General features: G+C 72.9%; 21 protein-coding genes and 2 pseudogenes. 13 read left to right on the forward strand and 10 right to left on the reverse strand.

All coding sequences use genetic code 11. The features are described from left to right. On the forward strand, nucleotides 1–288 hold a 288-nt coding region (locus tag AC0AIB_RS28515; protein WP_465097840.1), incomplete at its 5' end, for a hypothetical protein. Nucleotides 289–470: 182 nt separating this feature from the next. Continuing rightward, a pseudogene (locus AC0AIB_RS28520) lies at nucleotides 471–725 on the forward strand (VOC family protein); the annotation flags it as partial. Nucleotides 726–871: 146 nt separating this feature from the next. Here AC0AIB_RS28520 and AC0AIB_RS28525 read toward each other — a convergent pair. Further along, on the reverse strand, nucleotides 872–1,432 hold the full coding sequence (locus AC0AIB_RS28525) for a hypothetical protein (protein WP_465097841.1): 561 nt from the start codon (nucleotides 1,430–1,432) through the stop codon (nucleotides 872–874). A 325-nt stretch (nucleotides 1,433–1,757) separates the two neighbouring features. Here AC0AIB_RS28525 and xynC point away from each other — a divergent pair, with 325 nt between their 5' ends. The 3 genes and pseudogenes from xynC (at nucleotide 1,758) to AC0AIB_RS28540 (ending at nucleotide 4,802) form a co-directional block, all read left to right on the forward strand. Then, entirely contained in the window at nucleotides 1,758–3,479 is a 1,722-nt protein-coding gene (gene xynC, locus AC0AIB_RS28530; RefSeq protein WP_328347840.1) for a glucuronoarabinoxylan endo-1,4-beta-xylanase XynC, read from the forward strand. Nucleotides 3,480–3,575: 96 nt separating this feature from the next. Beyond that, a pseudogene (locus AC0AIB_RS28535) lies at nucleotides 3,576–4,029 on the forward strand (methyltransferase domain-containing protein); the annotation flags it as partial. Between the two features lie 167 nt (nucleotides 4,030–4,196). Next, nucleotides 4,197–4,802 carry a YdeI/OmpD-associated family protein gene (locus AC0AIB_RS28540; RefSeq protein ID WP_328347838.1) on the forward strand — a complete coding sequence of 202 codons (606 nt, stop codon included), beginning with the start codon at nucleotides 4,197–4,199 and terminating at the stop codon, nucleotides 4,800–4,802. A gap of 7 nt (nucleotides 4,803–4,809) precedes the next feature. Here the strand turns inward: AC0AIB_RS28540 and AC0AIB_RS28545 are convergent, their stop codons facing one another. The 4 genes from AC0AIB_RS28545 to AC0AIB_RS28560 are packed head-to-tail and all read right to left on the reverse strand — an operon-like array spanning nucleotide 4,810 to nucleotide 7,327. After that, on the reverse strand, nucleotides 4,810–5,367 hold the full coding sequence (locus tag AC0AIB_RS28545) for a GNAT family N-acetyltransferase (RefSeq protein WP_465097842.1): 558 nt from the start codon (nucleotides 5,365–5,367) through the stop codon (nucleotides 4,810–4,812). Nucleotides 5,368–5,398: 31 nt separating this feature from the next. Then, nucleotides 5,399–5,806, reverse strand: a complete 408-nt coding sequence (locus AC0AIB_RS28550) for an arsenate reductase ArsC (RefSeq protein WP_328347834.1) — start codon at nucleotides 5,804–5,806, stop codon at nucleotides 5,399–5,401. A 46-nt stretch (nucleotides 5,807–5,852) separates the two neighbouring features. Beyond that, nucleotides 5,853–6,941, reverse strand: a complete 1,089-nt coding sequence (gene arsB / locus AC0AIB_RS28555; protein ID WP_465097843.1) for an ACR3 family arsenite efflux transporter — start codon at nucleotides 6,939–6,941, stop codon at nucleotides 5,853–5,855. Then, entirely contained in the window at nucleotides 6,938–7,327 is a 390-nt protein-coding gene (locus AC0AIB_RS28560; protein ID WP_328347831.1) for an ArsR/SmtB family transcription factor, read from the reverse strand. The genes arsB and AC0AIB_RS28560 overlap by 4 nt, the downstream gene beginning before the upstream one ends. 135 nt (nucleotides 7,328–7,462) lie before the next feature. On the opposite strand from AC0AIB_RS28560, the gene AC0AIB_RS28565 reads away from it, so the two are divergent. From AC0AIB_RS28565 to AC0AIB_RS28590, 6 genes are all read left to right on the forward strand, one after another. Next, nucleotides 7,463–7,960 (forward strand): GNAT family N-acetyltransferase, encoded by a 498-nt coding sequence (locus AC0AIB_RS28565; protein ID WP_328347829.1) that lies wholly within the window; start codon nucleotides 7,463–7,465, stop codon nucleotides 7,958–7,960. 28 nt (nucleotides 7,961–7,988) lie between these two features. Further along, entirely contained in the window at nucleotides 7,989–9,392 is a 1,404-nt protein-coding gene (locus AC0AIB_RS28570; protein ID WP_465097844.1) for an FAD-dependent oxidoreductase, read from the forward strand. 373 nt (nucleotides 9,393–9,765) lie between these two features. Next, entirely contained in the window at nucleotides 9,766–12,477 is a 2,712-nt protein-coding gene (locus AC0AIB_RS28575) for a fibronectin type III domain-containing protein (RefSeq protein ID WP_465097845.1), read from the forward strand. 37 nt (nucleotides 12,478–12,514) lie between these two features. Further along, nucleotides 12,515–13,420 carry a hypothetical protein gene (locus tag AC0AIB_RS28580; protein WP_465097846.1) on the forward strand — a complete coding sequence of 302 codons (906 nt, stop codon included), beginning with the start codon at nucleotides 12,515–12,517 and terminating at the stop codon, nucleotides 13,418–13,420. Further along, the gene (locus AC0AIB_RS28585; RefSeq protein WP_465097847.1) at nucleotides 13,417–14,364 is read left to right on the forward strand and encodes a nucleotidyltransferase family protein; all 948 of its coding nucleotides are present in this window, start codon (nucleotides 13,417–13,419) and stop codon (nucleotides 14,362–14,364) included. The genes AC0AIB_RS28580 and AC0AIB_RS28585 overlap by 4 nt, the downstream gene beginning before the upstream one ends. Beyond that, nucleotides 14,357–14,782, forward strand: a complete 426-nt coding sequence (locus AC0AIB_RS28590; RefSeq protein WP_465097848.1) for a lasso peptide biosynthesis B2 protein — start codon at nucleotides 14,357–14,359, stop codon at nucleotides 14,780–14,782. The genes AC0AIB_RS28585 and AC0AIB_RS28590 overlap by 8 nt, the downstream gene beginning before the upstream one ends. Nucleotides 14,783–14,823: 41 nt before the next feature. Here AC0AIB_RS28590 and AC0AIB_RS28595 read toward each other — a convergent pair whose 3' ends face one another. The 5 genes from AC0AIB_RS28595 to AC0AIB_RS28615 are packed head-to-tail and all read right to left on the reverse strand — an operon-like array spanning nucleotide 14,824 to nucleotide 17,999. Beyond that, entirely contained in the window at nucleotides 14,824–15,102 is a 279-nt protein-coding gene (locus tag AC0AIB_RS28595) for a PqqD family protein (protein ID WP_328347817.1), read from the reverse strand. After that, nucleotides 15,099–16,292, reverse strand: coding sequence for an asparagine synthase-related protein (locus tag AC0AIB_RS28600; protein WP_465097849.1), 1,194 nt, complete (start codon nucleotides 16,290–16,292; stop codon nucleotides 15,099–15,101). The genes AC0AIB_RS28595 and AC0AIB_RS28600 overlap by 4 nt, the downstream gene beginning before the upstream one ends. A gap of 7 nt (nucleotides 16,293–16,299) precedes the next feature. Next, nucleotides 16,300–17,202: an ABC transporter permease gene (locus tag AC0AIB_RS28605; RefSeq protein ID WP_328347814.1), complete on the reverse strand. Its 903-nt coding sequence runs from the start codon at nucleotides 17,200–17,202 to the stop codon at nucleotides 16,300–16,302. Then, on the reverse strand, nucleotides 17,199–17,813 hold the full coding sequence (locus tag AC0AIB_RS28610; protein WP_465097850.1) for an ABC transporter ATP-binding protein: 615 nt from the start codon (nucleotides 17,811–17,813) through the stop codon (nucleotides 17,199–17,201). The genes AC0AIB_RS28605 and AC0AIB_RS28610 overlap by 4 nt, the downstream gene beginning before the upstream one ends. Nucleotides 17,814–17,837: 24 nt before the next feature. Then, entirely contained in the window at nucleotides 17,838–17,999 is a 162-nt protein-coding gene (locus AC0AIB_RS28615; RefSeq protein WP_328347810.1) for a lasso RiPP family leader peptide-containing protein, read from the reverse strand. Nucleotides 18,000–18,701: 702 nt separating this feature from the next. Here AC0AIB_RS28615 and AC0AIB_RS28620 point away from each other — a divergent pair. After that, entirely contained in the window at nucleotides 18,702–19,685 is a 984-nt protein-coding gene (locus AC0AIB_RS28620) for an AraC family transcriptional regulator (RefSeq protein ID WP_328347808.1), read from the forward strand. Between the two features lie 77 nt (nucleotides 19,686–19,762). After that, nucleotides 19,763–20,053: a GNAT family N-acetyltransferase gene (locus tag AC0AIB_RS28625; protein ID WP_328347806.1), complete on the forward strand. Its 291-nt coding sequence runs from the start codon at nucleotides 19,763–19,765 to the stop codon at nucleotides 20,051–20,053. Nucleotides 20,054–20,271: the final 218 nt, after the last annotated feature.

Consider the following 20,271-nt stretch of genomic DNA (forward strand, 5'->3'; position numbering starts at 1 on the left):
CGTACGGGGGCGCTTGCGCTCGGTGTTCTCGTCGACTGGCGGGAGGTGAACAGCAACCCTCGCGTGGTCCTGATGTTCGACGTGGAGACCGCCGACGGCATCTCGTTCCGCGGTGTCGCAGACGAAGCCCTCACGATCACCGAGCTCACCCGACTCGCCCCGGGACAGACGTTGCCCGTGCGCTACCGGCCGGCCGTCATGGACCACTACGTCGCCCTTGCCCGGGACGCGGACCCCGCCCGTGTGCAGCAGCTCTCTGACGAGATCGCGCGCCGCAAGCGAGCCTGACCGAAGCCATCGGCCGGCTGCGGCTAGCGGACAGCCCACGGCGCGACCTCACCCACCACCGCCCTCAAGCCGGGATGCGCCAGTAGGGTACGCCGCCGGCATGGAGAGTGACCTAGCGCTTTGTGCGGCCCGGCCGGCAGGCGGTGCCAGAGTCGACACGTGATCGGACGTTTGGAGAGACGGTGCTCGACTGCCCCGATCCCAGGGCGTTCGCCGCGTTCTGCGCTGCGGTCCTGGCATGCGCATCAACGAGGACAGCGACGCCGGGGTCGTCATCGGTGACCGGGCCGGGCCAGCGCCAGTTGGCGTTCCCCCGCGTCGCGCACTACCGTGCGCCGGACTGGCCCGAATCGCGCCATCCCCAACGGTTGCATCTGAACATTCGCGTCGATGATGGCGACACGGCGGAACATCAGATCATTTCATGGGGGCCAGCCGTCTGTCGGGGCGAAATCGAGGCCGATACCGGTCTTCGCAGATTTTGCCGGCCACCCGTTCTGCCGGGTGTTCGGGCGACATCCTGGGTAGCCGCTCCGGGTCGTCGATGCCAGTTGTCCACTGGTTGTTCGAAGGTGCCGGGAACTCAGTCGTGGAGCGTGACGTGGGGCAGTGGGCGGCCGTTGGCGTCGAACAACACGGTGCCACAGTCGCAGCGTTCGTCGGCCATGGTCTGGGTCGCCGACAGTTGCCAGAACAGCATCTCCGCGCAGTTCGGGCAGTCCAGGCTGACGAAGGTCTCCTCGGCTGCCTCGCCCCAGGCCCGCACCGGGAGGCCCTGGTGGGTCAACCCGGTCAACTCATCCCCGCCGGTCAGCGCGACCAGTATCTCGTAGGTGTCGGTGCCGTTGTCCCACACCGCGAGTGTGCAGCCGAGATGTGCCAGCACGCCGGCCAGGTGGTCGAGCTGGCGGATCGGGAAGTCACCGCGGCGTAGCGTCGGGTCGGCCTCGGCGGCCTGGTAGACGACGGTGGTGTCGACGTCTGTGGGCTCCGCCCCGAAGGCCCGTACCCGGCCGGCCACGAACGCGGCCAACTGGCCGGGGTGCTCCTCGCCGGTCCAGTCCATCCCGAACATCACGCTGTCGACCCGGACCCCCCGGGCTCGCTCGTCGGGGGTCAGGACCAGATCTTCCAGCTCAGCCATGATGATCACGCTAGCAACCGCCGGGCGGCGCACCGTTCCGGACGGTTGCGCACGGTCGCCGCGCACCCCGTGGCGGTGCGCCACGATCGGGATGCCGCCCGGAAAGGTGCGGCCCGTTGGTGCCGCCCGCGCATGCTTGACCCCTCCGGAAGGGGAAACTAAACTCCGGCCGTTAACGTTCACAATTATCACAATCGATATGTGCTGTCGAAATGCCGACGGTGAGGTCGAGGTCACCCCGTGGCGACGCAGCAGATTCGGTGCCGACCGGGTCGATGGGACCGGGAAGGCGCGTATCACCACCACCACCAGGAGGACGGAAGACATGACGCAGGATCAGATGGGGCCGGTGAGCGGCGAGCGAAAGCCGTTGAGCCGCAGAGTCGTCCTGACCACGCTGGGGGCCCTGCCGGTGGCGGCGGCCACGGCGGCCCTGGGGGCCACGGAGGCCTCGGCCGCACCGGCGAGCATCAACCCGTCGGCATCGCGGCAGACGATCAAGGGGTTCGGCGCGATGGCGCACGCCGCCTGGATCGGCGACCTGACCGCCGCCCAGCGGGACACGGCGTTCGGCACCGGCGAGGGTCGACTGGGCTTCTCCATCCTGCGGATTCCCGTCGGTGAGAGCCAGGCGGACTTCGGTCGTGACCTGGCCACGGCGAAGCGGGCAGTCGAACTCGGGGCGACCGTCTTCGCGTCGCCGTGGAACCCCCCGGCCAGCATGATCGAGACCTTCACCCGGGGCAGCCAGACCAACGCGAAGCGGCTCCGGGCCAGCTCCTACGGTGCCTACGCCCAGCACCTGAACGACTTCACCGTGTACATGCGCAACAACGGGGTCAACCTCTACGCCATCTCGGTGCAGAACGAGCCCGACTACGCGCACGACTGGACGTGGTGGACCTCCGCCGAGATCATCAAGTTCCTCAAGGAGAACTCCGGGGTGATCAGCACCCGGGTCATGGCACCGGAGTCTTTCCAGTACGTCAAGTCGATGTCGGACCCGATCCTCAACGACGCCACCGCGCTGGCCAACGTGGACATCATCGGGGCCCACCTCTACGGCACCTCGTACTCCAACTTCCCGTACCCGCTGTTCAAGCAGAAGGGGGCGGGCAAGGAACTCTGGATGACCGAGGTCTACTACCCCAACAGCAACGCCAACTCGGGCGACGCCTGGCCCGAGGCGCTCGACGTGGGGGAGCACATCCACCGCGCCATGGTGGACGCCGAGTTCCAGGCGTACGTCTGGTGGTACCTGCGGCGCAGCTACGGCCCGATGCGCGAGGACGGCCAGATCAGCAAGCGCGGTGCCATGATGGCGCACTTCGCCAGGTTCGTCCGCCCCGGCTACGTGCGGGTCGACGCGACGGCGAACCCGGCGTCGAACGTCTACGTCTCGGCGTACCGGGGTGGGAACACCGTGGTCATCGTCGCGGTCAACAAGAACACCTCGTCGGTGAGCCAGCAGTTCACCCTGTCGGGCACCACCGGGTCCAGTAGCGTCTCGAACTGGCTGACCGACGGGAGCCGGACCGTCGCGCCGCAGAGCGCGCTCACCATGTCGAACGGCTCCCTCACCGTCACCCTTCCCGCGCGCAGCATCATGACCTTCGTGACCAGCGTGGGCGGCACCACGCCGACCCCCACGCCCACCATCACCTCCACGCCCACTCCGACCCCCACCCCCACCCCGACGCCCACTCCCACGTCCACGCCCGGTGGTGGGACCGGCCCCCGGGTCACCTACACGATGAGCACCTGGGCCTCCGGCTTCACCGCCAACATCGCCATCACCAACACCGGCACCTCGACGATCGACGGCTGGACGTTGGCCTTCACCCTGCCGTCGGGCCAGTCCGTCACTTCTGCCTGGAACGCCACCATCTCGCCCACCAGCGGCCAGGTGAGCGCCCGCAACGTCAGTTACAACGGCACGCTCGCCCCCGGTGCCACCGTCGAGATCGGCTTCCAGGCCAACCACACCGGCAACACCGCCGAACCGACCGCCTTCACCCTCAACGGCATCCCCTGCACCGTGGCCTGACCGGCCGACGCGACGACCTCCGCAAGCCCGACTAACGAGTGAACGAACGGGTACGGCCCTCCGTCGCCGGAGCGGCCGTACCCGTTCCACATCAGACTGGAGGCGCGGGCGATGGGGATTCCGACGACACCGGAGGAACAACTGCGCGGGTCCGGCGCGCAGGTGTACGACACCATCGAAACCGCCTGCCCGGCGACGCGGCGCACCGAACCCCGGATCGCCGCGCGCCTCTGGGCCGCCCTGGGAGACGCCCGGACGGTGCTGAACGTCGGGGCCGGCACCGGTTGCTACGAGCCACCCGACCGTGCGGTCACGGCGGTGGAACCGTCGGCGGTGATGCGGGCGCAGCGTCCCGTGGGTGCGGCGCAGTGCGTGGCCGCCGCCGAGCGGCTGCCGTTCGAGGACCGATCCTTCGACGCCGCGATGGCGGTCAGCACCGTCCACCACTGGCCGGACCAGGGTCGGGCCGCAGGCCGAACGGCGGGCCGTCCGGTTGCTGCGGGAGGACCTCGCTTCGGGGCGGTGGGCGGAGCGCAACCGCGACCTCGTCCGGCTCGACACCGCAGAGCTGGGCCTGCGCCTGCTCGTGGCCTGGGCACGCCGGCCGGCGAACCGGTCCGCCGGGCGGTCGACGTGGCGGTCCCGGTGGTGCCGACGGACGCCCGGGTCGGTCCCGACCCGGGCGGGTCTGTCACCCGTGGCGGCTAGCCTGCCCTCATGGTGAGCGCCGAACTGGATGAGTTGATCGTCGCCGACGCGGACGCGCTGCGTGCCTGGTTGTCGGTCCACCACGCCACCTCGCCGGGCGTCTGGCTCGCCCTGACCCGCAAGGGCGGCACGGTCACCACGCTGACCTGGCAGCAGGCGGTCGACGAGGGCCTGTGCTTCGGCTGGATCGACGGCCAGGCCCGCAAGCGGGACGAGCAGAGTTCCTGGATCCGGTTCACTCCTCGCCGGGCGCGTAGTTCGTGGTCGCAACGCAACGTCGCCCATGTGGCCCGGCTGGAGGAGCAGGGGCGGATGCAGCCCTCGGGCCGCGCCGCGGTGGAGGCCGCGAAGGCGGACGGGCGGTGGGCGGCCGCCTACGCCCCGCCGTCGGAGGCCCAGGTGCCGGCCGACCTGCTCGCGGCCATCGCGGCCGACCCGGCCGCCCAGGCCATGTTCGACGTGCTCACCAGCGCCAACCGGTTCGCGCTCATTCACCGACTCAACGCGCTGAAACGGGCGCAGACCCGCGAGCGGAAGATCGGTGAGTTCGTCGCTATGCTGGCCCGCCACGAGACGATCTACCCGCAGAAGGCCAGGCCCCCGCAGTCGCCGTGATCCCTGTCTATCGGGGCGTTGCGCGCCAGGTGTCGGCGTGCAGGGCGTAGGTGTAACCGTCCACCCAGCCCCGTTCGGCGTGCCAGGAATCGCCGACGCCGTGCTGCTCCCGACGCATCCCGACCTTTTCCAGCACCCGCACCGAGGCGAGGTTGTCGGCGAAGCAGCCGGCGGTGATCCGGCGGACGCCCAGCCCGGTGAACGCGTGGGCCACCATCGCGGCGACCGCCTCGGTGGCGTAGCCCTGGCCGCCGTGGGCCGGGTCGAAGATGTAGCCGAGCTGCGCCTCCGTGCGTGCCGGCATGCCCGGCTGGCCCATCCCGTCCACCACGTCGAGCGAGACCGTGCCGATCACCAGGCCGGCCAGGGTGACCGCCACGCTGTGGTCGTCGGGGTCCGCCGCCGCGCGTCGCCACGCCGCCCGGAAGGCCACCGGCTCCACCTCGGTACGCAGCAGCCAGTAGGTGACCTCCGGCAGGTTGCGGTATTCGAGGATCCGGTCGACGTCCTCGTCCCGGACCGGGCGGAGTGCCAGCCGGGCGGTGCGCAGCGTGGTGCCTTCCATGCGGTCGGACTCTAACCCACCGTGGCCGGGGTCAGCCTGCCGGTCGCAGGTCGGCGAGGAGCTGCTCCACCCGGGCCCGGATCTCGTCGCGGATCGGGCGGACCGCCTCGACGCCCTGCCCGGCCGGGTCGTCGAGCTGCCAGTCCTCGTAGCGCTTGCCGGGGAAGACCGGGCAGGTGTCGCCGCAGCCCATGGTGACGATGACGTCGGAGGACTCGGCGGTGGCGTACTCCAGGAGCTTGGGGGTCTGGTCGGTGAGGTCGATGCCGACCTCGGCCATGGCCTGCACGGCGGCGGGGTTGACGGTGTCGGCAGGGGCCGAGCCGGCGGAGCGGACCTCGACGGTGTCGCCGGCGAGGTGGCGCAGCCAGCCGGCGGCCATCTGGGAGCGGCCGGCGTTGTGCACGCAGACGAACAGGACGCTGGGCTTGTCGGTCACGATGGTTCCCTTCGGGGCGGCCCGGCGACGAGTCGGGCCGGGCGGATCAGGGGCGGGCGACGGTGACGGGGAAGAACCGGCGGCGGGCCCACCGGGAGACGTAGACCAGGCCGACCAGGACGGGCACCTCGATGAGGGGGCCGACGACCCCGGCGAGGGCCTGACCGGAGGTCACGCCGAAGGTGCCGATCGCGACGGCGATGGCGAGTTCGAAGTTGTTGCCGGCGGCGGTGAAGGCCAGCGTGGTGGTGCGCGGGTAGCCGAGGCCGAGAGCCCGGCCGAGCAGGTAGGCACCGGCCCACAGCACCGTGAAGTAGACAAGTAGCGGCAGGGCTATCCGGGCGACGTCCAGGGGCTGGCCGGTGATCGCGTCGCCCTGGAGGGCGAACAGGATCACGATGGTGAACAGCAGCCCGTAGAGGGCGGCCGGGCCGATCCGGGGCAGCAGCCGGGACTCGTACCAGTCGCGGCCCCTGGCGCGTTCGCCGAGGCGGCGGGTGAGGTAGCCGGCGACCAGCGGGATGCCCAGGAAGATCAGCACGTTGCCGGCGATGTCCCAGCCGGAGACGGCCAGCGCGGCGCCGGGCAGGCCCAACCAGTCCGGGAGCACGGTCAGGTAGAACCAGCCGAGCAGGCCGAAGGCGAGGATCTGGAAGACCGAGTTGAGGGCGACCAGCACGGCGGCGGCCTCCCGGTCACCGCCGGCGAGGTCGTTCCAGATGATCACCATGGCGATGCACCGGGCCAGGCCGACGATGATCAGGCCGGTCCGGTACGCGGGCTGGTCGGCCAGGAAGAGCCAGGCGAGGGCGAACATCACCGCCGGGCCGACGAGCCAGTTGAGCACCAGCGACGACACCAGCAGTCGCCGGTCACCGGCGACGGTGTCGAGCCGGTCGTAGCGGACCCTGGCCAGCACCGGATACATCATGATCAGCAGGCCGAGGGCGATGGGCAGCGAGATCCCGCCGATCGTCACCGCGTCCAGGGCGGCGTTCAGCCCGGGGACCAACCCGCCCAGGAGCAGGCCGACGAGCATCGCCAGACCGATCCAGAGCGGCAGGAGCCGGTCGAGGCGGGACAGCCGGCCGACCACGGCGGGAGCGGCGGGGGAGTCGTGGGTGGTGGTGCTCACGGGCACTCCCGGCGGGTGCTCGCCGGCGCGACGGTGAGCAGCGCGGCGAGCTGCCCCAGGAGTGCCGGCCGGGCCCGGTAGTAGACCCAGGTGCCCCGCCGCTCGGCGTCGACCAGCCCGGCCTCGCGCAGCGTCCGGAGGTGGTGCGAGATCGTCGGGCCGGTCAGGTCGAACGCCGGGGTCAGGTCGCAGACGCACACCTCGCCGCCCTCGGCCGAGGCGATCATCGACATCAGCTGCAACCGCACCGGGTCGCCGAGAGCCTTGAAGGCCGGCGCGAGCGCGGTGGCGGTCCCGGCCGGCAGGCGCTGCTCCGCCAGGGGCGGGCAGCACGGTGCGTCGGCGCCCAGGTCGACGGGGGTGAGGGCCCCCGGTTGTTTAGACATGCTTCTAGGTTGACACTAATCTAATCAGCGTGCAACTGTCTGACCCGACGGACGTCGCATCGTGCGGCGCTCCGGTTCCCGCCCGCCGCCGACCTGGTCACGGGCGGCCCCGCCGAGGTCGAACGGAGCCCGCTCATGGCCGACGTCACCCTTCGCCGCATGCGCGCCGACGACGCCGACCGGGTGCTGGCGATCTACCAGGCCGGCCTCGACGCCGGTGCCGCCAGTTTCGAGACCACCGCGCCGGCCTGGGCGGACTTCGACGCCACCCGGCTGCCCGACCACCGCTTCGTCGCGGTCGACGGCGACGACATCGTGGTCGGGTGGATCGCCGCCGCACCGACCTCGGCCCGCCCGGTCTACGCCGGGGTGGTGGAGCACTCCGTCTACGTCCACCCCGCCGTCCGACGGCGTGGGGTGGCCCGGCTGCTGCTCGACACGCTGATCACCTCGACCGAGGCGGCCGGCGTCTGGACCATCCAGTCCGGGATCTTCCCGGAGAACACCGCCAGCCTCGTCCTGCACAGGCAGGCCGGGTTCCGGGTGATCGGGGTCCGCGAGCGGGTGGGCCGGCACCACGGCCGGTGGCGTGACGTCGTCCTGCTCGAACGCCGCAGCCCCGTCGTCGACTGACAGCACCACCAGCCTGAGGAGTCACCTGATGAGCACCATGGACAGTCTGCCGGTCGTGGTGATCGGTGCCGGCCCGGTCGGCCTCGCCGCCGCCGCCCACCTGTACGAGCGCGGCCTGCCCGGCCTCGTCCTCGAAGCCGGCGACGGCCCCGGCGCGGCGGTCCGCCAGTGGGGACACGTCCGGCTCTTCTCCCCCTGGCGGTACGACATCGACCCCGCCGCCCGACGACTGCTCGACGCCGCCGGCTGGGTCGCCCCGGACCCCGAGGCGCTGCCCACCGGCGCGGAGTTCGTCGCCGACTACCTCCGCCCGCTGGCCGAGCTGCCGAGCCTCCGGCCCCGGCTGCGTTACCACGCCCGGGTCGAGGCGATCAGCCGACGAGGACTGGACCGGCTGCGGACCGCCGGCCGCGACACCACCCCGTTCCTGGTCCGCCTCGCCGACGGCGAGGAGATCGCGGCCCGCGCGGTGATCGACGCCGCCGGCACCTGGGGCACGCCGAACGTCCTCGGCGCGGCCGGCCTGCCCGCCCGTGGTGAGCGGGCGGCGGGCGACGTCGTGGCACACGCGCTGCCCGACGTGCTCGGCCCGGATCGGGACCGGTTCGCCGGCCGGCACACCCTGGTCGTGGGGGCCGGGCACTCCGCCGCCAACACCCTGCTGTCCCTGGCCGAGTTGGCCGCCACCGTACCCGGCACCGAGGTGACCTGGGCGATCCGGTCCGCCTCCCCGGCCCGTACCTACGGCGGCGGTGACGCCGACGCGCTGCCGGCCCGGGGCGCCCTCGGCACCCGCCTGCGCGCGCACGTCGATGCCGGCCGGATCCGGCTGCTCACCGGCTTCTCCGTGCACGCCCTCACCCCCGCCGACGGGCGGATGACAGTGGTGGTGCGGCACCCCGACGGGAGTGCGGAGACGGTCACCGTGGACCGGGTGGTGGCCGCCACCGGCTTCCGCCCCGACCACTCGATCGCCACCGAACTGCGGCTGGACCTGGACCCGGTGCTGGGCGCGACCCGGGCCCTGGCCCCGCTGATCGACCCCAACGAGCACTCCTGCGGGACGGTGCCCCCGCACGGCGTGGACGAACTCGCCCACCCGGAGCCCGGCTACTACGCCGTCGGGATGAAGAGCTACGGCCGGGCCCCGACGTTCCTGATGGCCACCGGCTACGAACAGGTCCGCTCGGTCGTCGCCGCCCTCGCCGGGGACTGGGCCGCCGCCCGCGACGTGCGGCTCGACCTGCCCGAGACGGGCGTGTGCAGCAGCAATCCCGCCGACACGGTCGACGGCGACGACTGCTGCGGTGCCCCGACCGTCGAGCCGGCCGGGCGGGGCCTGGCCACCGGTCTCGCCGGCGGGCTGCTCGCCGCCCCGCTGAGCCTGGTCACCGTCGATGCCGCACCCGCCGGGGGGTGCTGCTCCGGCTGACCCGTGCCACCGCCCCCCGGTGCCCGCCGACCCGTCGGCGGGCACCGTCCGTGATGGCCGGCGGTCGCCGCGGGCACCGGTCCGGAGGCGAAACCATGGTTCCGGTACGCGCAGCAGCACAGTGTCAGGTAGGCGACGCAGCCCGCGCGGCCCCTCGCCGCGGCCGGATCGACAGCCGCTCCAATGCCATCTGAGCTGGGAAAACTGGTAGGAACAGGTCGAGATTCGACTTCCCGTCGACGGCGGGGAGCGGGTCGATTTCCGCCGGTCACCTTCGCGGTACGGGGCATCAGGCATGCGGTCCAGAGCCGAACGGCTGCCTCATCCCTTCCTCCGTGGTGGCCCACCGCCCCCCGATGAGGGAGAACACTTCATGTCCCTGGTGCACCGTCTCCACCCACGGGCGGCCTTCGTCGCCGCCCTGCTGCTGCTTGTCGGCCTGCTCACCGCACCCACCTCCGCCTCGGCGCGTGACCCCGGCCGGTCCGTCCCGCCCCCGGCGTCCACACTCCACCGCCCGCTTCCTGCCGCGCCGGCCGCCACCGTGGCGGCCCGGCCGAAACCCCCGGCGGCCCCGGCCGCACCCACCGCCACCCGTTTCCGCACCACGGCCACGGTCAGCTGGAAGGCGCCGGCCTCGCCGGACACCGCCATCACCGGGTACGCGGTGACCGCCTACCGGGACGGGAAGAAGACCCGCTCGGTCTCCTTCGACGCCTCGACGACCAGCCGGAAGGTCTCCGGGCTGACGGCGAAGGGCAGCTACACCTTCACCGTGGCGGCGAAGAACACCGTCGGGACCAGCCCGGCCAGCCCGCGCTCGAAGGCGGCGAAACTGCTCGCCCTGCCGGGTGCCCCGACCATCATCGCGGTCACCGCGGACACCGCCTCGGCCCTGCTGAGCTGGACCCCGGGCCCGGACGGCGGCTCACCGATCACCGGCTACCAGGTCACCCCCTACGTCGCCGGGGTGCCGCAGGCCGCCCAGACCTTCGGCCCGGCCACCACCAACACGGTGACCGGCCTGATCCCGACCACCACCTACACCTTCACCGTGGCGGCCCGCACCGCCGCCGGGACCGGCCCGCAGTCCGCGCCGTCGGCGGCGGTGACCGCGAACGTGTCACCGACGCTGCTGTTCGACGCGCCGACCGCCGCGACCGTCGGGATCGCCTACACCGCGACCCTGAACGTCACCCACGGCGTGCCCCCGTTCACCTGGTCGGTGGCCTCCGGCACGCTGCCTCCCGGGCTGATCCTCAACCCCACCTCCAACGGCATCTCCGGGGTGCCGACCACCGCCGGTCAGTTCCCGGTGGTGATCCGGGTGGTCGACGCGGCGGCCCGCTCCGGCACCCGGCTGATCGTGCTGACCGTCAACCAGGCGCCCACCCTGGTCTTCCCGCCGCCACCACTGGCCGAGGTCGATGCGATCTACTCCGACCTGCTCACCGTGGTCGGCGGCACCGCGCCGTTCGTCTGGGGGCTGGCCGACGGCGCGATGCCGCCAGGGCTGACCTTCGACCCGGCCACCGGCCTGATCTCCGGCCGGCCGACCCTCGCCGGGACCTACCCGTCCACCATCCGAATCACCGACGCCAACGGGTTCAGCGCCACCAAGCCGATCCGGCTGGTGGTGCAGCCCAAGAGCGTGGTCACCCTGACCGCCTCCACCAACGCCACCACCTTCGGCACCCCGGTGCACTTCGAGGTGGTCATCGGGCCGGGCCAGGCCGACGGGGCGGTGACGTTGATCGACGCCCTGCCCAACGGGATCGAGACCCGGCTCGGGACGTTCCCGGTGGCGCTCAACCGGGCCTCGTTCGATCTCCAGATGCCGGCCTTCGGTCTCAACGAGTTCCGGGTGCAGTACGACGGGGTCGATCCCCACGCCGAGGCGGTGTCGAACGGCGTCACGGTCGAGGTATCCGCCGTATCTGGCCAACTGGAGATCGCCCAGTTCGCCCAGTCCGGTCTCACCGGTCTCACCGACCAGTACGTCACGGTCACCAACACCACCGCGCTGAACCTGCCGATCGCCGGGTTCCGGATCGAGGCCCCCGGCGGGGTGGTCGTCGTCATTCCGGGCAGCGCGCGACCACTGCCACCGCGCCGTGGCTTCCTGGTGGTGGGCCCCACCTACTCCTTGCCCAACATCCAACCCGATCTGGTCGTGTCGGGCCTCGGCCAGGGCGGCCTGCGGCTGGTCGCGCCGGACACGGCACACACCGTCACCGACGCGGCCGGGTCCACGCCGGGCTTCTCCGAGGGCACCCCGCTGCCGGCCTTCGGCAGCCCACCATTCGTGCCCAACGCGTGGGTGCGGCTGCTCGTCGGCGGCAAGCCGCAGGACACCAACGACAACGCCACGGACTTCCGGCTGGTGGCCACGGTGATCGGCCCGATCAACGGGGTGCCGTCGGCGTTGGGCACCCCGTCGCCGCAGAACAGCCTGGGCACCTACCAGCAGAACACCGCCATGCAGTCGACACTGCTCGACCCGGGCGTCGCCCAGGGCGTCGCGCCCAACCGGGTCCGGGTCGAGGGCAGCCCGGGAGCGCTGGTCATCCGGCGCACCATCACCAACCGGTCCAGCACGCCGATCACCCAGGCCCGGGTCCGGATCACCGCCCTGAGCCAGGAGAACGGGGCACCGCTGCCCGGCGGGTCGTCCCCGGCCATCCACTCCAACATGCGGCTGGTCAACCCGGTCAACCCCACCAGCTCGATCACCATCAGCACCGGTCAGACCCTGCTGGTGCGGAACCTGTCGATGGACGCCCCGGCCACCAACCCGCCCGGCGGCGGGCTGGCCACCACCCTGACCATCCCGTTCGACCTGGGCGGGCTGCGGCCGGGCGGGCAGGTGCACATCGCCCTCACCTTCGCCGTCGACACGCCGGGCACGTTCTGGATCGCGTACGACATCGATGCCCTCGGTATCGGTGACACCCCGACCATCGCGGGCGCCGGCAAGGCGGCGAAGAAGGCCAAGTCGGCCACCTCGGCCAGGCAGCGGGCGCTCGACGCCCGCCGGTTGGCCGAGTCGAAGAAGCTGAGCCTGATCACCGGCACCGTGCGCTGAGGCACTGTCGCAGCAGGGGTGCGGGTGGCGGGTCACCATGACCGCCACCCGCACCGCTGCGCCGACGACGGTCGTTGACCAGGACATGAACGGGGGAGCGATGGGGGCGACCGGGCGGTCCGTCTACGGGCTGTGCGTGCACGGGTTGGACGAGGTCGAGGAGCTTCCCCCGGCCTACGCCCATCCGGGGCGGCCGTCGGTGCTGGTCCGGCAGAGCCGCGCCGCGCCGCCACCGCCGACCCCCGTCGACCTCGACGGCGGGGTACGGATCCTCGCCGACGGGCGGACCCTCGCGGTGGACCGGCGGCGGGGCACCGCCACCTTCCACGGCCCACCGCTCGCCCCCGACGTGCTCGCCCACCCCTACCTCGCCCCGGTGGCGACGGTCTTCAACAGGTGGGCCGGCCGGGAGACGTTCCACAGTGGCGCGTTCGTCCACGCCGGGCGGGCCTGGGCGGTGGTCGGCCCGCGTACCGCCGGCAAGAGCAGCCTGCTCGCCGCCCTGGCCGCCCGGGACGTCCCGGTGGTCGCCGACGACATCCTGGTCGTCGACCACACCGACGTCTACGCCGGCCCCCGCGGCATCGACCTGCGGGAACCCGTGCCGGGGCCGGTGCTGGCCACCCGGACGGTCCGGGCCGGCGACCGGCTGCGCGTCGCGCTGCCGCCGATCGCCGACCGGACCCCGCTGGGCGGCTGGCTCTTCCTCGGCTGGGGCCGGACGCCGACGATGACCCCGGTGCCCCCGTCGACGTTGCTGACCCGGCTCGCCGGTTGCCGGTCCTGGCACCGGTTGCCCACCGATCCGACCGCGCTGCTGGGCCTCGCCGCGCTGCCGGCGTGGGACCTCACCCGGCCACGCGACTGGGCCGCACTGGGGCCGACCCTGCGGCTGGTCGAGCGGACCCTCACCGCCACGCGGGCAGTGGCGGCGTCCCGATGACCGCACCGCAGGCCACCGGCGTTGCCGTCTGGCACCTCGCCCTCGACGCGACCGCCGTGGCGACCTGCGCCCGGCTGGCCGACCGGGGGGTGCCGGCCATCCTGCTCAAGGGGGCCGGGCTGGCCCGTCGGCTCGGCACCGAGGGCCGCCGGGTCTATTCCGACGTCGACCTGCTGGTCGCGCCCGACGACTTCGACCTCGCCGAACAGCTTCTCGCCGGGTCGGGCTTCCGCAGCGCGGTGCCGCCGGGTCGCCCCGATCCCCGGCTGCTCTGGTACGAGCGCCCCTGGTACGCGCCCGGCCCGGCCCCGCTCGTCGTCGACCTGCACCGGGGCTTCCACGGGGTGGCCGACCCGCAGGCGTTCTGGACCCTGCTGTCCGGGTCGGCGCAGCGGCTGCCGCTGGCCGGCGGCACGGTCGCCGTACCCGACGTGGCCGCCACCGCCCTGCTTGTCGCCCTGCACGCCGCGATGCCCGGTCGCTCCGACCGGCCGCACGCCGACCTGCTGCGGGCGTTGGAGGTCTTCCCGGTCGAGGTGTGGCGGGCGGCCACGGTGCTCGCCGCGCGGACCGGCGCGTTGCCGGCGTTCAGCTTCGGGCTACGCCTGGCACCGGACGGCGCGGAGCTGGCGGACCACCTCGACCTGCCCCGGCAGGCGAGCCGGACGCAGTGGGCCGCCGTGCGCCGGGTCTCCGGCCCCGCGTACGTGCTGGCCCGGCTCGCCGAGCTGCCCACCGGACGGGACCGGTGGCGGCACCTGGTGCCGTACCTGCTGCCACCGCCGACCGCGATGCGGCACGGCAGCCGGCTGGCCCGACGCGGCCCGGTGGGCCTGTCGGCCGCCTACCTGCTGCGTTTCGCCCGGCAGGTCGCCAGCCTGCCGACGGCGGTGCGGGAACTGCGGACCGCGACCCGGTTGGCGCGGCGCTCCCGCCATGGCTGACCGTCACCGGTCGATTCCGCGCGCCCTGGTGCGGGCGCTGCGCCGTGGCGGCCTGCCGGCGGCCCGGACGGCCCTCTGGGCGGGCCGGGCGGTGCGTCAGGTCCGTCGGCAGCTCGCCCGGCACGGCATGACCGACCTCCGGCTGCCGGCCCCACCGTCCGACGCCGCCGCCCACCGCGCGGTGGTGTTCGGCGTGCTGCGCCGGACGGGGGCCAACTGTCTGGAACGCTCCCTGGTGCTGCAACGGTGGTACGGCGGTCAGCTGGTCGCCCGGACGATCGTGATCGGGGTGACCGCCCCGAGCACCGGTTTCCACGCCCACGCCTGGCTCGACGGCGACACCGACGCCGAGCGGGAGGCCATGGTGGAGATCCTTCGCCGGCCCACCCCGCCGGCCTGGTTGGGCGAGCGGTCCTGACGTCGGTCAACGGCCTGGCGGGCGAGCGTCCGCGACGGCGGTCACGGCCTCGGTAGCAGTCCGTGTCGGCGCAGGTCGTCGAGGAAGGCCGCGACGTCGGCGCTCGCCCGGTCCCGGTCCACGGCGACGTCGTCCACCAGCACGGTCACCAGTTCCCGCTGGGTCGCGCCGTCGACCAGACGCTGCCACAGCAACGCCCCGCAGCGGTCCAGTCCGAAGTAGACCGAGCGCTCGGTGTCCAGCACGACCACCTCGTCGCCGGCCCGCCGCCAGGCCACCCGGCTCGGGTCCACCCGGTGCACGGTCTCCGGCCGGCTCACCCGGTCACCTCCGCGTCGGCTCCGGCGCGTCGCCCTCCGGCCGGCGGTAGCGGTCGGACCGGCGTGGCCCGTGGCGGGAAGCGGGGGGCCGGGGCCGGTGCGGTCGCGAGCCAGAGCTGCTGGACCAGGGCGGCGGTGCCGCCGGGGATCGGCCAGCGGGACCAGGTGTCGCGCAGCGCGACCACGTCGACCAGTTCCGGGTCCGCGCCGGTGCCGTCCCAGGAACGGACGAACTCCCGGGTCGGGGTACGCAGGAAGACGTCGCGGAAGTGGGCCTTGCGGCGGGGCGCGGTGACCTCGGGCGGCAGGGCGTCGCCGACGATCTCGGCGAGCAGACCGTCCCGGGAGGTGCGGTGCCGTGGCCCGGCCAGCGCGGTGAGCGCGTCCAGGAAGGCGTGGTCGAGCAGCGGGTGGACCGGGGTGACGTCGTGGTCCTCGGCGACGGCGGTGAACGCCGAACGGGTGATCACCAGGTCGCGGCGGCGGAGGTGCCACGCGACGCGGGGTCCGAGCCGGCGCGGCTCGGCCCGCTGCTCCGCCCGCAGCGCGCGGTCGACCTGCCGGGCTGTCTCCGCCGGCAGCCACGGGAACAGCCGCCTCGGCCGGTGCCGGCGCGACAGCTCACGGGCGAGGACCCGGACCCGGCCCAGGCGGGCCCGGGTCGACCGGGGTGGCGGACGACGCCACCCGGACAGCACCTGGTCCCCGCCGAGTCCGGTGAGCAGGCTTCCGCCGCCGGCCAGCTCCAGCAGCGGCAGGTGCAGGTGCAGGTTCACCGGATGCCGCACCCCGTACCGGTGGAGGAAACGGCCGGCGACCGGGCCGACCAGGTCCAGGTCGTGGTCGGCCCGCAGGATCTCCCACGAGGCCCCGACGCCGAGCGCCGCGACGACCCGGTCCTGCCAGGACGACTCGTCGGCCCGGGGTGCGCCGGTGAACCGCCAGGTGACCGGGACCGGGTCGGGTAGGCCCTCCCACCGGGCCACCCGGACGGCCACGGCGAGCACCAGCGACGAGTCCAGCCCGCCGGAGAAGCTCACCAGGCACGGCGGTCGGCTCAGCGCGGGCAGCACCGCCCGTTCCAACGCGGCGAGCGGGTCCGGGGCGACCGGGGGGACGACCCGCAGCGTGGGCGGCCCCACGCCCAGCACGGTGCCGGACGCGATGTCGAACGGGGTCGGGCGGAGCATTGGCACCTCAATCACGGGTGAGGGTTCCCCGGGCGGCGGCGATCCGCAGCGCGCGCCCGAAGACCCAGGTCGACAGGGGTAACAACAGCACGGTGGCGGCCAGCAGGGTGAGTGCGGAGCCGGCCCAGGCGCCGCCGGACAACGCGGCGCGCAAACCGTCCAGCGCGATCCGGCTGGGCAGCACGGCGGTCAGCGCCGGTAGGTCACCGGGGAGCGCGGTCACCGGGAAGTACGTCCCGGACACAAAGGACACCCCGACGACCAGCAGTCGGGCGGCGGCTTCGCCGTGCCCGGCGGCGACGGCGAACCCGGCGAGCCCGATGCCGATCCCCATCATCGCCGCGCTGCCGGCCACCAGGACCGCGACGACGCCCCACCAGTCGGCCCGCCCGGTGTGCAGGCCGAACAGCGCGTGCAGCAGGAGCAGGTAGACCCCGGCCCGCAGCAGCGCCAGCAGGAACGGGTACGCCGCCGTGCCGACCGCGAGGGCGGACGCCGGCACCGGCTGGGCGACCAGCAGCTCCAGCGTGCCCCCGCGCTGCTCCCGGGTCACCCGGGAGGTCAACTGCGTGGTCGCGGCCTGGAGGACGAGCATGAAGACGATGCCGACCGCGACGAAGTCGAAGTAGGTCGTCGCGCCCAGCGGATGGGCCGCCCCCGGAGGGGTCAGCACCCGGGAGATGAACAGGAAGACCAGCAGGTTCACCACCCCGAACACGAGATCCAACAGCAGCGGCAGCCGGAGCAACTGTCGGTCGCCGAGGTCCCGCCGGATCAGGGCGAGTACGGCCCGACCGCCCGCCAGCGCGAGCCCGACCCGACCGGCCGCCCCTGCTCCGGGCCGGGGAGCCGGACCGGGGGCGGCCGGAGCCGAACGGGGGCGGACCTGTGGGCCGGTCAGCGGCGTCATCCGACCGCTGCCAGGGTGAGCTTCCGGGGGCACCGGATCCCGTCGTCGGGGTGGTGGGAGGCGACGACACAGGTCAGCTCCGCCCGTCGGTCGAGAGCCTGCCAGAGCAACCGCCGACCCTGGTCGTCGAGGGAACGCCCCGGCTCGTCGAGCAGCAGCAGCGCGGGTGCGCCGACGAGTGACCGGGCGATGCTGACCCGGGCCCGCATGCCGGCCGAGCAGCGGCCGGCCGGCACTTCGGCGTAGCGGGTGACGCCGAACTCCTCCTCGATCCCGGTGACGGCGGCGCGGACGGCCCGCCGGGGCAGCCGGAGGCGGGCGACGAGCGTGATGTTCTGGCGTGCCGTGAGCCGGTCGTAGAGCCCCTGTTCCGGTGCCAGGCACACCCCCGTCGCGCGCCTGGCGCCCGGCGAGCCGACCGGATGACCGGCCACGGCGGCCCGTCCGGCACTCAGTGCGAGCGTGCCGGACAGACACCGCAGCAGGGTGGTCTTGCCGGCTCCGTTGGGCCCGGCCAGGAGCACCCGCTCGCCGGCCGCGACGTCGAGGTCGAGGCCGGCGAAGACGGTGCGTCGACCGAACCGCCGGGTGGCCCGGACGAGGGACAGCATCGGTACCCCGGCTCCCCGCACGGCTCAGCCGAGCGAGGCGTCGCCGTTACCGCCCAGCCCGTCGTCCGGGCCGACGGTGCCACCCCGGGTGAGTTCGGCGAGGGTGCCCAGCCGGGTGACTGTCGGGGGCTGGTAGCCCGGGGCGTGCGGTGTTGTCCGGGTGCCGTCGATTTCGCTGCGTTCCATGTCAGTTCCTTGCTTCGGTAGGTGTCTGCCCAGGATGACCTGTGGGGAAGATCAAATGGGCGATTTACCTGGATAGTAGCTTACGTCGGCATATGTCTACTGCTGGCCCGGGTGGCCGGGCGGAGGCGACCGCCGTCGGGATAAACGCGTCGACGCCCGGCTGGTCACGCTGTTGGCGTCGGTCGTTGCGCGGGAAACGTGCGGTGCCGTCCCGGGCCGGTGCCCGTGCGGGCACCCCGCCCGGCAGGTCGTGCCGTGCGACTGCCTGCGGATGGCCTGCGGGTAAAGGGTTTCCGGCGTTCGTCGGGCGACCTCACGTGACGGCACAGGTGCTGCTGGAGGCCGCCTTCGAGGTTGTTCGCGCGGTGGGACCGAGGTCCGGGGAAGGTGGGCAGTGGCAATTTCGACCCACGTCTTCGTTTTCGGCAACCCTTCGACTCTGCGCGTAGATAATCGTTTCGGCGCTGCTGGGCGTGGTTCAATTTTCGCCTTTCACTACCTTGCTGCGCGTATAGAGAATCCTGCGGTCAGGAGGTTTGCCCTGTCTCGGGCGTGGCGCTTCACGCATCGTTGATTTCGCCTATAGTGCGGCTTTATTGGATTTCCGCCGGTCGGCGCTCAGCCGGAGGGCGTGGCAGCGGGAGGGTATGGATGGCGGGCTATCGGCCGCCGATGACCCGGCGGCCGACGGTGCGACCAGCCGTGGACGCCGATCCCGAGGCCGGGGTGAAGACGCCGCCCTGGCAGCGGTTCACGTTGACTGATGTCGACGAGGTGCGCGCCTTCTTCCGGGCCACCTTCGCCGACATCTCCGTCCTGCACGAATCCGTCGGGCCCGAGGGGGTGGAGCTGCAGGGCATGGGCCTCGCGCTCGGCGACGTCGCGTTGACCGGCCTGCGGTACTCGGCCGGTATCCGGGTGGCCGGCGTCGCGCGTGACCTCGTCAACATCATTCAGGTGCGAGCCGGAAGACTCGTCGTCGCCGACAGCCGGGACAGCTACCGGGTGACACCCGGCCATGTGGCGCTAATACCCGCCGACGTCACGCTCGAGCTGGAATGCGATGCCCTGGAGTCGTTCACCGTCGGGCTCCCCACGACGTTGCTCGACGAGGTCGCCCGCGGCGGGGAGGGCGGCGACCCGGTGGTGCGTTTCGAGGGCATCCGACCGAGGTCGACCGGCCTGGAACGGCACTGGCTGGGGACGCTGGCGTACGTGCAGCAGGTGGTGCTGGCCGATGCCGACCTGATCGCCAATCCGCTGATCGTCGGGCAGGTCCGGCACATGCTGGCGACGGCGGCACTGGCGGTCTTCCCGTGCGCCACCACCGTCCCTCGGCAGCGTGCCCCGGCCAACCTCTCGCCCGCCGTCGTACGCCGGGCGATGGACTACGTGGACGCGCACATCGACCGGTACGTGTCGCTGGTGGAGCTGGCCGGGGCAGCCGGGGTGTCCGCCCGGGGGTTGCAGTACGCGTTCCGCCGCTACCAGGACACCACCCCCGCCCGGTACGCCCGCCGGGTCCGGCTGGAGCGGGCCCACCAGGATCTGCTCGACGGTGACCCGGCGAACGGTGACACGGTCACGGCGATCGCCGCCCGGTGGGGGTTCACGGACGCGAAGCGGTTCGCCACCGACTACCGCGCCGCCTACGGCCAACCGCCGAGCCACACGCTGCGGGCCTGACCCCGGTTCGGTAGGCGGCGGTGCCTTCGCGGGTCGTACCCGCACGGGCGTGTTTGGATGGTCGGGTGGAGTTCACCGTGACAGACGCGCCGGACCGGGAACGGTTCGAGGCGCGCGACGAGACCGCAGCGCTGGCCGGGGTCGTCACCTACCAGCTGACCGGTGCCATCATCGCCTACACGCACACCGAGGTCGATCCGGCCTTCGAGGGGCGAGGGGTCGGGTCGACCCTGGCCCGCGCGGTGATGGACGACGCCCGGTCCCGGGGGCGGACGGTGGTGCCGATCTGCCCGTTCCTGCGTGACTGGCTGGATCGGCACCCGGAGTACGCGGACGTCGTGGTCCGGTCCACCCGCAGGATCAAGTAGGGCGGTGGGTCGGTCCCGTGTCGCCCGGCGGCGTCGGGCGTACCCACGGGTCGCCGCGCGGTGAGCGGGCGTGAGCGCAGCGCATCGGCCGGCCACGGCTCCTTGACGGGGTCTGTTTGTTGCGTTGACAATTCCAGCCTGTTAACGCTCACATGACGCCGAGGATCCCCCCATGCCCTCAGCAGTTCCCCGGAACCACCACCCCGCCACCCCCACCC

This window comes from Micromonospora sp. DSM 43699 (assembly GCF_055517075.1).

What these genes read in the sequence shown, in the direction of transcription:
- xynC (WP_328347840.1), top strand. Translation starts at nt 1,758, where the DNA reads ATGACGCAGGATCAGATGGGGCCGGTGAGCGGCGAGCGAAAGCCGTTG.
- AC0AIB_RS28600 (WP_465097849.1), bottom strand. Translation starts at nt 16,292, where the DNA reads ATGCTCCGCCCGACCCCGTTCGACATCGCGTCCGGCACCGTGCTGGGC.
- AC0AIB_RS28525 (WP_465097841.1), bottom strand. Translation starts at nt 1,432, where the DNA reads ATGGCTGAGCTGGAAGATCTGGTCCTGACCCCCGACGAGCGAGCCCGG.
- AC0AIB_RS28590 (WP_465097848.1), top strand. Translation starts at nt 14,357, where the DNA reads ATGGCTGACCGTCACCGGTCGATTCCGCGCGCCCTGGTGCGGGCGCTG.
- AC0AIB_RS28570 (WP_465097844.1), top strand. Translation starts at nt 7,989, where the DNA reads ATGAGCACCATGGACAGTCTGCCGGTCGTGGTGATCGGTGCCGGCCCG.
- AC0AIB_RS28560 (WP_328347831.1), bottom strand. Translation starts at nt 7,327, where the DNA reads ATGTCTAAACAACCGGGGGCCCTCACCCCCGTCGACCTGGGCGCCGAC.
- AC0AIB_RS28605 (WP_328347814.1), bottom strand. Translation starts at nt 17,202, where the DNA reads ATGACGCCGCTGACCGGCCCACAGGTCCGCCCCCGTTCGGCTCCGGCC.
- AC0AIB_RS28615 (WP_328347810.1), bottom strand. Translation starts at nt 17,999, where the DNA reads ATGGAACGCAGCGAAATCGACGGCACCCGGACAACACCGCACGCCCCG.
- AC0AIB_RS28545 (WP_465097842.1), bottom strand. Translation starts at nt 5,367, where the DNA reads ATGGAAGGCACCACGCTGCGCACCGCCCGGCTGGCACTCCGCCCGGTC.
- AC0AIB_RS28575 (WP_465097845.1), top strand. Translation starts at nt 9,766, where the DNA reads ATGTCCCTGGTGCACCGTCTCCACCCACGGGCGGCCTTCGTCGCCGCC.
- AC0AIB_RS28540 (WP_328347838.1), top strand. Translation starts at nt 4,197, where the DNA reads ATGGTGAGCGCCGAACTGGATGAGTTGATCGTCGCCGACGCGGACGCG.
- AC0AIB_RS28565 (WP_328347829.1), top strand. Translation starts at nt 7,463, where the DNA reads ATGGCCGACGTCACCCTTCGCCGCATGCGCGCCGACGACGCCGACCGG.
- AC0AIB_RS28585 (WP_465097847.1), top strand. Translation starts at nt 13,417, where the DNA reads ATGACCGCACCGCAGGCCACCGGCGTTGCCGTCTGGCACCTCGCCCTC.
- AC0AIB_RS28610 (WP_465097850.1), bottom strand. Translation starts at nt 17,813, where the DNA reads ATGCTGTCCCTCGTCCGGGCCACCCGGCGGTTCGGTCGACGCACCGTC.
- AC0AIB_RS28580 (WP_465097846.1), top strand. Translation starts at nt 12,515, where the DNA reads ATGACCGCCACCCGCACCGCTGCGCCGACGACGGTCGTTGACCAGGAC.